This is a genomic window from Pseudomonas sp. CGJS7 (assembly GCF_036961695.1).
In genome coordinates this window covers 43731-54552 of sequence record NZ_JBAMDI010000075.1, presented here as the reverse complement: position 1 = coordinate 54552, position 10822 = coordinate 43731, and the positions used below count along the sequence as shown (strand labels likewise).

Sequence of the window (10822 nt, the reverse complement as noted above, 5' to 3'; positions counted from 1 at the left end):
GGGCCGGTACAGGCGGAGACTGTTGGTCAGACCAGCACGATCCGCTGCCCACCCACATCCCGCGCATACCGCGCCAACACCTGCCGGCAAACCCCAACCACCTCATCGACCAACGCCACCCCGGTCTGCCACGCCACCACCAGCTCAAGGCTCGGCGGCGGCTGCAACCCTTCCAGCAGCACCAGCTCGCCCCGGCCCAACTCGGCATCCACCAGCGCCGGCGGTAGCGCGCCAATGCCAAAGCCGTCGCGCAACAGCCGGGTAATCGCCGCCACCGAGTTCACACAATTCAACCGGGGTGCCTCTGCCCCCGCAGCCTGCAGCAAGCTCAGCACCTCCTGGTGCGGCCGTGAATTCTTCGAGAAGGTGATGATGCGCTCGCGCCCAAGTTCGGCCAGCGACGCATAGTCCCGGTGCTGGTGGGCGCCTGCGGCCACCACCCAGCCCATTGGGTAGCGTGCCAGGTCGAGGCTGCGGATCGATTGCTCGCGCAGCAAGTCGGTCTGCAAAATCACGTCAAGAAAGCCCTTCTGCAGCTGCTCGCGCAAGTTCAGCGCGGTGTCGGCCACCAGTTCGATTTCCACCTGTGGGTAGCGCTCGGTCAGCTCCGCCACCAGCGCGCTCATCCAGGTGTGGATCACAGTATCCATCACCCCGATGCGAATGCGCCCGACCTTGGCCCGGTCGCTGTCCAGCGACTGCTTCATGGCCTTGGCGGTTTCCAGCATGCGTTCGGCGTATTCCAGCACCTTGCTGCCTTCCGGGGTCAGGCTGACGCCGCGGGAGTCGCGCAGCAGCAGCTTCACGCCCAGGTCAGCCTCCAGTGCGGCAATGCGGCTGGATACCGAAGCCTGGGTGGTGAACAGCTTTTCTGCCGTCAGGCGGAAGCTCTTGAGCCGGGCGACCCAGACGAAGGTTTCGAGGAAGCGAAGGTTCATGATCAGTTTTTCTTGTTCCAGACCGGCGGTTTTTTTCGTTGGACGCAGGCGAGGCGGCCTCTGAACAATGGCGCCCAGGCCGCGACGCTTCATGTCGCCCATAAAACAATACCAACAAGCCGAGGCATCCATGAACCCCACCGGCGTGCAGCAGCAGGTCAGTACCCTCCCTTCGTCCGGGCCTTTCGCCTGGTACCGTGACATCGACAAACAGCAACGACGTACCTTCTGGAGCTGCAAGATTGGCTATGGCCTGGACGGTATGGACACACAGATGCTCAGTTTCGTCATCCCTACGCTGATCATGCTGTGGGGTATCACCACCACCGAAGCCGGGTTGATCCACACCAGCACGCTGATCGCCTCGGCTGTAGGAGGCTGGGTGGCGGGTATCCTCTCCGACCGCATCGGCCGGGTGCGTACCCTGCAACTGACGGTGTTGTGGTTCGCCTTCTTCACCTTCCTGTGCGGCTTCGCTCAGAACTACGAGCAATTGCTGATTGCCCGAACCCTGATGGGCTTTGGCTTCGGTGGCGAGTGGACCGCCGGTGCGGTGTTGATCGGCGAGGTGATCCGCGCCCAGGACCGCGGCAAGGCGGTGGGCATGGTGCAGTCCGGCTGGGCAATCGGCTGGGGCCTCACGGCCATCCTCTATGCGCTGCTGTTCTCCTGGCTGCCGGCAGAGCAGGCTTGGCGTGCGTTGTTCCTGCTGGGGCTGGTACCGGCAATCTTCGTGATCTTCGTTCGCCGCCTGGTCAAGGACCCTGAGGTCTATCGTAAGGCCAAGGCAGTGGAAAACGCCGAGGCACCTTCGCGCTTCTACGAAATCTTCGCCCCGGGCATGCTCTGGACCACCGTGCGGGCATCCCTGCTGACCACCGGCGCGCTCGGCGGTTACTACGCCATCACCTCGTGGCTGCCAACCTTCCTGAAGAACGAACGCGGCCTGAGTGTGCTGGGCACGGGTGGTTATCTGGCCATGGTGATCGTCGGCTCGTACGTGGGCTATGTGGTCAGCGCTTATCTGTCCGACCTGCTGGGGCGCAAGAAGAACTTCATCCTGTTCGCCGTGGGCTCTTTCGTCATTGTGCTGTTGTACACGCAGATGCCGGTCAGCGATGGCGTGATGCTGTGGCTGGGTCTCCCGTTGGGCTTCTTCGCCTCGGGTATCTTCAGCGGCATGGGGGCGTTTCTGACCGAACTGTTCCCCACGCGCATCCGGGGTTCGGGGCAGGGCTTCTGCTACAACATCGGCAAGGTCATTGCCGCGCTGTTCCCGTTAATGATCGGCATGCTCGGCCAGAACGTTCCGCTGGGTTTGGGTATCGGCGTGTTTTCTGCTGTGTCCTACGGCATTGTGATCGTGGCGGCCTTGAGCTTGCCGGAAACCCGCGGCAAACAGCTGCAGGCGCGGTAAGGTAGGCATATGCACAACAACAACGGAGGCCTCGTGGTGGAACGCCTGCTACTCAATTGCGACATGGGCGAGAGTTTTGGCAGCTGGCGCATGGGCCTGGATGCCGAGGTCATGCCTTACATCGATTGCGCCAACATCGCCTGCGGCTACCACGCCGGCGACCCCGGCATCATGCGCCGCACCGTGGCCCTGGCGCTGGAGCACGGGGTGACTATCGGCGCTCATCCGGCCTACCCGGACCTGGTCGGCTTCGGCCGCCGCTCCATGGCCTGCAGCCCGGAAGAAATCCGCGACCTGCTGCATTATCAGATCGGTGCGCTGGATGGCATCTGCAAAGTGCTGGGTGGTCGCGTGGCCTATGTGAAGCCCCATGGCGCGCTGTACAACGACATGATGGCCGACCCGCTCAAGCTGCGTACCGTGCTGGAGGCCGTAGCGGCCTATGACAGCAACCTGCCATTGATGCTGATGGCCACCGCCGACAACCGTGCCGCCCAGGCACTAGGCGATGAAATCGGCGTGCCGCTGTGGTTCGAGGCGTTCGCAGACCGCGCATACACCGCCAGCGGCCATCTGCTGTCGCGGCGCCTGCCGGGCGCGGTGCATCACGACCCGGCGCGGGTGGTGGAGCAGGCGGTGCGTCTGGCCCGAGGCGAAACGCTGTTGGCTGACGATGGCAGCGCCTTGCAGCTTGCCGCCCGCACCCTCTGCGTGCATGGCGACAACGACAGTTCGGTGGCGGCGGTGCGGCAGATTCGCCAGGCCCTCGATGGGCTGGAGGTGTGATGAAGCCGCGAATCGAAGTGGTCGCCATCGACAGCCTGATGGTACGCCTGTTCGACCGTATCGATGAGGCCAACATGCCATGGATGCTCGCCGCCAGCCGGCGCTTGAGCGCGGCGTTCGGCGAGCATTTGCTGGACCTGGTGCCGTCCTATACCACGCTGATGGTGCAGTCTGCCCTGCCGCCAGGCGAGGCCAGGGCGCGAATCGCTCAGGCGCTGGACGGCTTGCAGCCTGACACAGGCAGTGGCGGGCGCCGACACGAGATCCCGGTGTGGTACGACGCCAGTGTCGGCCCCGAGCTGCCTGTGCTGGCAGCCCGCAGCGGCTTGAGTGAAGCGGAGATTGTTCGCTTGCACGGCGAACGTGATTACCCGGTGTTTGCCCTGGGCTTCGCACCGGGTTTCGGCTTCATGGGCCTGGTCGACGAGCGCCTGGCCAGCCCTCGTCTGATTACCCCACGCAAGCGCGTGGCGGCGGGCAGCGTGGGTATTGCCGAGCGCCAGACGGCGGCCTACCCGGCAGTATCGCCGGGTGGCTGGAACCTGATCGGGCGCACCCCGGTGCGGTTGTTCGACCGTGAGCGTGAGGGTTACAGCCTCTTGCAACCCGGTGACCGGGTGCGCTTCGTGCCGGTCTCGCGCAGCGAATTCCTGGCTATGGGTGGTGATGTGGAGGCGCAGGGATGAAGCAGTTGATGATCGAGGCCAGTACGCCGTTGTGCCAGTTACAGGATGCCGGGCGCTTTGGCGTGCGCCACCTTGGCGTGACCCAGGGCGGGGCGCTGGACTGGGTGGCGATGCACTGGGCCAACTGGCTGCTGGGCAACCCGTTGGGGGCGCCGGTGGTCGAGGTGGCGCTGGGTGGTTTTTGCGTGGTGGCCGAACAGGATTGCGTGCTGGCCCTGGCCGGTGCCGACCTGGATGCGTGTGTCGATGATCAGCCACTCGCGCCATGGCGCAGCTTTGCCTTGGCCAAGGGGCAGCGCTTGACCTTGAGACAGCCCAAAGTGGGTGTGCGGGCGTATCTGGCGGCACCGGGTGGGTTTCTGGGCGAGGATGTGCTGGGCAGTTGTGCCACCGTGGTACGTGAAGCACTGGGTGGCATCGATGGCCAGGGTGCTGCGCTGGCTAAACACCAGGCATTGGCTTTTACCGGTAGCAATGCCCCCCTGCGCGAAGTGCCGCAAGCGTTGTGCCCGCAGTTCGCCCCAAAGCCGGTGCTGGACCTGGTGATGGGCGCGCAGATCGGTGAATTCAGCGGTACCAGCTTGTTCGAGGCATTCAACCGGGAGTGGACGCTGGATAGCCGGGCCGACCGCATGGGCATCCGGTTGTTGGGGCCGCAGCTGGTGTACCAAGGGGCGCCGATGATCTCCGAAGGGATCCCGCTGGGGGCGGTACAGGTGCCGCCAGACGGGCAGCCGATCGTGTTGCTCAATGACCGGCAGACCATTGGTGGGTACCCGCGGCTGGGCGCGCTGACGCCGCTGGCGCTGGCGCAACTGGCGCAGTGCATGCCGGGGGCGGTGGTGCGGTTCAGGGCGGTGGTGCAGGACCAGGCCTGGCGTGAGCAGCAGCTTTACCTGAGGCGTTGGTCTTAAGGCTGCTAGCCCTTTCGCGGGCTTGCCCGCTCCCACAGGGATAGCACTGCATTTGAGGGTTGTGAATGTGGGGGGGCCTGTGGGAGCGGGCGAGCCCGCGAAAGGGCCGGTACAGGCAACCTCACTTGGACAGGTAGCGCATCCCGTCCTCCAACCCTTGCAGGGTCAGCGGATACATCTTGTCCTCGATCAGGTCGCGCACCAGATGGGTCGAGGCGGTGTACTCCCAGGCCTGCTTGGGGTACGGGTTGATCCAGATGACCTTCCTGAATTTTTCCATGAAACGCTGGATCCACACATACCCGGCTTCTTCGTTCCAGTGCTCCACGCTGCCACCGGGCTGGGTGATCTCGTAGGGCGCCATGGCCGCGTCACCGACGAACACCACCTTGTAGTCATCGCCGTACTTGTGCAGCAGGTCGAAGGTGGAAAAACGTTCGGACGTGCGGCGCAGGTTGTTCTTCCACACCGACTCATAAACGCAATTGTGGAAGTAGTAATACTCCAGGTGCTTGAACTCGGTCTTGCAGGCCGAGAACAGCTCCTCGCAGACTTTGACGTGGGCATCCATCGAACCGCCAATGTCGAACAGCAACAGCAGCTTCACGGTGTTGCGCCGCTCGGGGCGCATCTGGATGTTCAACAACCCGGCATCACGCGCGGTGTGGTCGATGGTGCCATCGATGTCGAGCTCTTCGGCGGCGCCTTCGCGGGCGAACTTGCGCAGCCGGCGCAGGGCCAGCTTGATGTTGCGGGTGCCAAGCTCGACCTGGTCGTCGAGGTTCTTGTACTCGCGTTGGTCCCAGACTTTGACTGCCTTGCCCTGACGCTTGCCGGCGTCACCGACGCGGATGCCCTCGGGGTTGAAACCACCCGAGCCGAATGGGCTGGTGCCGCCGGTGCCAATCCACTTGTTGCCGCCAGCGTGGCGTTCCTTTTGCTCTTCGAGGCGCTGCTTGAATACCTCGATAAGCTTGTCCAGGCCGCCCAGCGACTGGATCTGTGCGCGTTCTTCATCGGTCAGCGAACGCTCGAATTCCTTGCGCAGCCAGTCTTCGGGGATCAGCGCCTCGATATGCCGGTCGAGGTTTTCCAGGCCCTTGAAGTAGGCTGCGAAGGCACGGTCGAACTTGTCGAAGTGGCGTTCGTCCTTCACCAGGATGGCGCGGGCGAGGTAGTAGAACTCGTCCATGTCGGCGAACACCACGCGCTTTTGCAAGGCCTGGTGCAGGTCGAGCAGTTCACGCACCGAAACCGGCACCTTGGCCGCACGCATCTCATTGAACAGATTGAGCAGCATGGCCCTGCTCCTGTCAGCGGTTGCCGCGCCGGCTCATGAAGGCCAGGCGCTCGAGCAGTTGAACATCCTGCTCGTTTTTTACCAGCGCACCGGCCAGCGGCGGGATGGCCTTGGTCGGGTCGCGTTCGCGCAGCACCGCTTCACCGATGTTGTCGGCCATCAGCAGCTTGAGCCAGTCGACCAGCTCGGAGGTGGACGGCTTTTTCTTCAGGCCCGGCACCTTGCGCACGTCGAAGAACACATCCAGTGCCTCGCTGACCAGCGACTGGCTGATGTTCGGGTAGTGCACGTCGACAATCTGCTGCAGGGTAGTGCGGTCGGGGAAGGCGATGTAGTGGAAGAAGCAGCGGCGCAGGAAGGCGTCCGGCAGCTCTTTTTCGTTGTTCGAGGTAATGATGATGATCGGCCGCTGTTTGGCCTTGATGGTCTCGTCGATTTCGTAGACGTAGAACTCCATCTTGTCGAGTTCTTGCAGCAGGTCGTTGGGGAATTCGATATCGGCCTTGTCGATTTCGTCGATCAGCAGGATGACCCGCTCATCGGCCTCGAAAGCCTCCCAGAGCTTGCCCTTTTTCAGGTAGTTGCGCACATCGTGCACCTTGTCCACGCCCAGCTGCGAGTCGCGCAGGCGGCTGACCGCGTCGTACTCGTACAGCCCCTGGTGGGCCTTGGTGGTGGATTTGATGTGCCAGGTGATCAGGCGCGCCCCGAACGAGGCCGCCAACTGCTCGGCGAGCATGGTTTTGCCGGTGCCCGGTTCGCCCTTGACCAACAGCGGGCGTTCGAGGGTAATGGCCGCGTTTACCGCCAGTTTCAGGTCGTCTGTGGCGACGTAGTCGCGGGTGCCTTCGAACTTCATGGGGGGTTGTCCTCTGTTTAGGGCTTTGCGGGCCTCTTCGCGGGAAACCCGCGCCTAATAAGGTTGTAGGGGCGGGTTTACCCGCGAAGAGGCCCGAACACGCAGCACATGATCTGGATTTGTTTCCGACTATAACGCGGGGCCAGGCGGCTGCAAACGCAGACCGGGTATTCAGTCCCTGAATGCCCCGTCACACTGTCTCAGTCAGACTTCGGCGCTGGTTGCTCATAGCGCGCATTGAATGCCTGGACAAACCCATTGCGCAGGATCTGCAAGAACGCTTCGAAGGCACTGATATCCTGTTGGCGCACACTGCCGCTGAGTTCCACCCGGGTGGCGAACTGGTTTTTCGGCTGGTTCTTCAGCACCGTTTCGGTCGCCCCCACCAGGGCCTCCCACACTGAGCGGAAGAAGCCCTTGTCCTTTTCCTCGACGTCCTGTTGCCAGTCGAACACGTCGACATCGCGCAGCAGCGGTTTTATATAGCCGTTCAGCCGGCCGTTTTCTGCCTGGGCCTCGATGACCACGTCACCGTGCCCGGCATTGAAGTCGAATTTGCCGTAGGCGCTGGCAAAGTCATTCAGTTTGCGCAGCTCGATGCCGGTGGCGCGAAGCCTGAATTCGAAGTCGTCGAAATCACTGAAAGGGTCGAAGGTGGCACGGCTTTCTACCTTCGCATCCCCCGCGATGAGCGCCGTCCCTTCGAAACTTGCATCGCGACGGCCTTGCTGGTCGCGCACGTTGGTCAAGTTGTGGATGCTGGCGTTCAACCGGGTGGCCTTGAGGTCGACCGGTGGCTTGGAATTGAAGTTGCGGAACGTCAGCACGCCATTGTCGATACGCACTTCGTTGAGGGTGATGGGCAGGAGTTTTTCCAGCTGCTGGCGCCAGTCGGTACCTTGGCCGGTCTGCGATGCCTGTTTGCTACCACCGTCGACAAAGTTCAGCTCGGGGTGCACGAAGGTTACCTCCGCCACTACTGCCTTGTCGTACCACAACGAACGCCAGCTCACCGAAAGGTCGATCAGTGGGGCGTCGAGAAACGGTACGGGCACCTTGCCGGTGGTCTTGACGATTTTCAGCCCATTGATCTGGTAGGCACCGCGCCACCAGGCCAGGTCCACATCGGCTACCTGGCCGCGGTAGTCACCCATGTCGGCCAGCTTGTCGTTGAGGTAGTCGCGCACCAGGTAGGGCAGGGCCAGGTGCAGCGCCACCAGCAGCACGATCAGGCTGGCCAGGCCGACCAGCGGCCAGCGATAGCGGGCTTTCATGAGGCTGTCTCCAAGGCGGGATGTGCGGTTGACCGCAACGTGCCGGGCTGAGTTCGAACAGGCTTTACGGGCCACCGCCGCAGGCTTACCCTTGAGTCATTTCCCTGCTTTTTCATGCCAAGGACCCCTGCCATGAGCCGTATCTTTGCAGACAACGCCCACTCCATCGGTAACACGCCGCTGGTGCAGATCAACCGCATCGCCCCGCGCGGTGTGACCATCCTGGCCAAGATCGAAGGGCGCAACCCCGGATACTCGGTCAAATGCCGCATTGGCGCGAACATGGTCTGGGACGCCGAGAGCAGCGGCAAGCTCAAACCGGGCATGACCATCGTCGAGCCCACCTCGGGCAACACCGGTATCGGCCTGGCCTTCGTTGCCGCCGCCCGCGGCTACAAGCTGATGCTGACCATGCCCGCCTCGATGAGCCTGGAGCGCCGCAAGGTGCTGAAGGCACTGGGCGCCGAGCTGGTATTGACCGATCCGGCCAAGGGCATGAAGGGCGCGATCGAGAAGGCCAACGAAATCGTCGCCTCCGACCCGGCGCAGTACTTCCTGCCGGGCCAGTTCGAAAACCCGGCCAACCCGGCCATTCACGAGAAAACCACCGGCCCTGAGATCTGGAACGACACGGACGGCGCCATCGACGTGCTGGTGGCAGGCGTGGGCACTGGCGGGACCATCACCGGCGTGTCGCGCTACATCAAACATACCCAGGGCAAGGCCATCCTGTCGGTGGCAGTGGAACCCGTGGCATCGCCCCTGATCAGCCAGACCCTGGCCGGCGAAGAACTCAAGCCAAGCCCGCACAAAATCCAGGGCATCGGCGCCGGTTTCGTGCCGAAAAACCTCGACCTGTCGATTGTCGACCAAGTGGAGACGGTGACCGACGAAGAGTCCAAGGCCATGGCGATTCGCCTGATGCAGGAAGAGGGCATCCTTTGTGGTATTTCCTGCGGTGCGGCAATGGCGGCAGCGGTGCGTCTGGCCGAAAAACCGGAAATGCAGGGTAAGACCATCGTCGTAATCCTGCCCGATTCGGGCGAGCGATACTTGTCGAGCATGCTGTTCAGCGACATGTTCAGCGAGCAGGAAACCCAGCAGTAATCGGCCTTGCCGCTGATCCGGCGCAACGATCGGCGGACTGGTTTATTGCAAAATCTTCATGAATGCGATCCCGCCCGGGTTGTTTTTACCGCGGCGGGATCGGTTTATGATGGCAGGATGATTTTCTGGAGAGCAGGCAGCGCAGGCCTGACTCTTCCTCAAGGAGTGAAAGCATGACCTTTTCCTTTGCAGCCAAGGCGGGTGTCTTGCTGGTGTTTTTCGGCAGCGTGCTGTTCGTGCACTTGCGCGGCAAGGCCCGTCTGCCGGTGTTGCGCCAGTTCGTCAACCATTCGGCGCTGTTCGCCCCCTACAACGCGTTGATGTACCTGTTTTCCGGCGTGCCGTCCAAGCCCTACCTGGATCGCCAGCGCTTCCCCGAGCTGGACGTGTTGAAGGACAACTGGCAGGAAATCCGCGAAGAGGCCATGCGCCTGTTCGACGAAGGCTATATCCGTGCCGCTGAGAAAGATAACGACGCCGGCTTCGGTTCGTTCTTCAAGAAGGGCTGGAAGCGCTTTTACCTGAAGTGGTACGACAAACCGCTGCCTTCGGCGCAAACCCTTTGCCCGCGCACTGTCGAGCTGGTCAGCCGCATCCCCAATGTCAAGGGCGCAATGTTTGCCCTGCTACCCGGCGGCAGCCACCTGAACCCGCACCGCGACCCGTTCGCAGGCTCGCTGCGTTATCACCTGGGGCTGTCCACGCCCAACTCCGACGCATGCCGCATCTACGTGGACGGTGAGCAGTACGCCTGGCGTGATGGCGAAGACGTGATGTTCGACGAAACCTACGTGCACTGGGTCAAGAACGAAACCGACGTTACCCGCGTGATCCTGTTCTGTGACATCGAGCGCCCGCTGAGTAGCCCGCTGATGACGCGCATCAACCGTAGGGTCAGTGCCTTCCTCGGCCGCGCCACCGCGCCGCAGAACACCGACGAAGAGCGCGTGGGCGGGATCAACCAGGCGTACGCCTGGAGCAAGCGCTTCAGCAACAGGATCAGCAGCCATGTGAAGCAGTTCAAACGTGCCAACCCCAAGGCTTACCGCGTGCTGCGGCCGGTACTGGCGGTGGTGGTGGCGTATCTGTTGTATCGCTGGTTGTTCTGATTTTTTCTGGTCTAACCGGCCGCTTTGCGGGGCAAGCCCGCTGCCACAGGTGCGCCTCATCCTTCAAGGACGAGGGCGCGCGTGTGGAGGCGGGGTTGTGCTGCGAAGAATCACTCGCTATATTCCAGAGCATTCACTTCTGCAAAGACCCCTGTCATGCCCGCCATCCCTTCCACCACACGCTTTGCCATCGCGCCAGTCGCGGGCATGGTCGTGCGTGGTAGCCAGCAGCCGGTCATGATCTGTCACTCCCCACCACCTGTCAGTGGCGTCGTAGGCGGCGTAGCTCCGCCTCATTGCGTGGTCGTGCTGGGCTGATCGGCTTCTTGCCGTACCCCTTCACACGCGCAACCTACTGAACACGGTCGGCCACTGCTCACGTTGAAGCGCACGCCGTCCGTTTGGCTTATCTGCCTACTATCAGGTGGCAAT

At 62.5% G+C, this 10822-nt stretch carries 10 protein-coding genes; 6 read left to right on the top strand and 4 right to left on the bottom strand.

Going from position 1 to position 10822, the window contains the following annotated elements:
* Window positions 1-26: 26 nt before the first annotated feature.
* On the bottom strand, window positions 27-938 hold the full coding sequence (locus V7787_RS33365) for a LysR family transcriptional regulator (protein ID WP_010955248.1): 912 nt from the start codon (window positions 936-938) through the stop codon (window positions 27-29).
* Between the two features lie 130 nt (window positions 939-1068).
* On the opposite strand from V7787_RS33365, the gene V7787_RS33360 reads away from it, so the two are divergent.
* The 4 genes from V7787_RS33360 to V7787_RS33345 are packed head-to-tail and all read left to right on the top strand — an operon-like array spanning window position 1069 to window position 4741.
* Window positions 1069-2355, top strand: coding sequence for an MFS transporter (locus V7787_RS33360; RefSeq protein ID WP_064491833.1), 1287 nt, complete (start codon window positions 1069-1071; stop codon window positions 2353-2355).
* 9 nt (window positions 2356-2364) lie between these two features.
* Window positions 2365-3141 carry a 5-oxoprolinase subunit PxpA gene (locus V7787_RS33355; RefSeq protein ID WP_064491832.1) on the top strand — a complete coding sequence of 259 codons (777 nt, stop codon included), beginning with the start codon at window positions 2365-2367 and terminating at the stop codon, window positions 3139-3141.
* The gene (gene pxpB, locus V7787_RS33350) at window positions 3141-3827 is read left to right on the top strand and encodes a 5-oxoprolinase subunit PxpB (protein ID WP_064491831.1); all 687 of its coding nucleotides are present in this window, start codon (window positions 3141-3143) and stop codon (window positions 3825-3827) included. Before V7787_RS33355 ends, pxpB begins: the two co-directional genes overlap by 1 nt.
* A complete protein-coding gene (locus tag V7787_RS33345) occupies window positions 3824-4741 on the top strand; it encodes a biotin-dependent carboxyltransferase family protein (RefSeq protein ID WP_064491830.1) in 918 nt (305 codons plus the stop codon). Before pxpB ends, V7787_RS33345 begins: the two co-directional genes overlap by 4 nt.
* A gap of 121 nt (window positions 4742-4862) precedes the next feature.
* Here the strand turns inward: V7787_RS33345 and V7787_RS33340 are convergent, their stop codons facing one another.
* The 3 genes from V7787_RS33340 to V7787_RS33330 all read right to left on the bottom strand — a co-directional run bounded on the left by V7787_RS33340 (window position 4863) and on the right by V7787_RS33330 (window position 8174).
* The gene (locus V7787_RS33340) at window positions 4863-6041 is read right to left on the bottom strand and encodes a vWA domain-containing protein (protein WP_336091687.1); all 1179 of its coding nucleotides are present in this window, start codon (window positions 6039-6041) and stop codon (window positions 4863-4865) included.
* A gap of 13 nt (window positions 6042-6054) precedes the next feature.
* Entirely contained in the window at window positions 6055-6900 is an 846-nt protein-coding gene (locus V7787_RS33335) for an AAA family ATPase (RefSeq protein WP_003254658.1), read from the bottom strand.
* A 200-nt stretch (window positions 6901-7100) separates the two neighbouring features.
* Window positions 7101-8174 carry a DUF748 domain-containing protein gene (locus V7787_RS33330; RefSeq protein ID WP_019436816.1) on the bottom strand — a complete coding sequence of 358 codons (1074 nt, stop codon included), beginning with the start codon at window positions 8172-8174 and terminating at the stop codon, window positions 7101-7103.
* Between the two features lie 132 nt (window positions 8175-8306).
* Between V7787_RS33330 and cysK the strand changes: the two genes are divergently transcribed.
* Window positions 8307-9281 carry a cysteine synthase A gene (cysK, locus tag V7787_RS33325; protein ID WP_020190628.1) on the top strand — a complete coding sequence of 325 codons (975 nt, stop codon included), beginning with the start codon at window positions 8307-8309 and terminating at the stop codon, window positions 9279-9281.
* Window positions 9282-9454: 173 nt separating this feature from the next.
* A complete protein-coding gene (locus tag V7787_RS33320) occupies window positions 9455-10390 on the top strand; it encodes an aspartyl/asparaginyl beta-hydroxylase domain-containing protein (RefSeq protein ID WP_336091685.1) in 936 nt (311 codons plus the stop codon).
* Window positions 10391-10822 lie beyond the last annotated feature (432 nt).

Coding starts and splice junctions, on each gene's coding strand:
- V7787_RS33335 (WP_003254658.1), bottom strand. CDS start 6,900: ATGAAGTTCGAAGGCACCCGCGACTACGTCGCCACAGACGACCTGAAA.
- pxpB (WP_064491831.1), top strand. CDS start 3,141: ATGAAGCCGCGAATCGAAGTGGTCGCCATCGACAGCCTGATGGTACGC.
- V7787_RS33360 (WP_064491833.1), top strand. CDS start 1,069: ATGAACCCCACCGGCGTGCAGCAGCAGGTCAGTACCCTCCCTTCGTCC.
- V7787_RS33355 (WP_064491832.1), top strand. CDS start 2,365: ATGCACAACAACAACGGAGGCCTCGTGGTGGAACGCCTGCTACTCAAT.
- V7787_RS33340 (WP_336091687.1), bottom strand. CDS start 6,041: ATGCTGCTCAATCTGTTCAATGAGATGCGTGCGGCCAAGGTGCCGGTT.
- V7787_RS33365 (WP_010955248.1), bottom strand. CDS start 938: ATGAACCTTCGCTTCCTCGAAACCTTCGTCTGGGTCGCCCGGCTCAAG.
- V7787_RS33320 (WP_336091685.1), top strand. CDS start 9,455: ATGACCTTTTCCTTTGCAGCCAAGGCGGGTGTCTTGCTGGTGTTTTTC.
- V7787_RS33345 (WP_064491830.1), top strand. CDS start 3,824: ATGAAGCAGTTGATGATCGAGGCCAGTACGCCGTTGTGCCAGTTACAG.
- V7787_RS33330 (WP_019436816.1), bottom strand. CDS start 8,174: ATGAAAGCCCGCTATCGCTGGCCGCTGGTCGGCCTGGCCAGCCTGATC.
- cysK (WP_020190628.1), top strand. CDS start 8,307: ATGAGCCGTATCTTTGCAGACAACGCCCACTCCATCGGTAACACGCCG.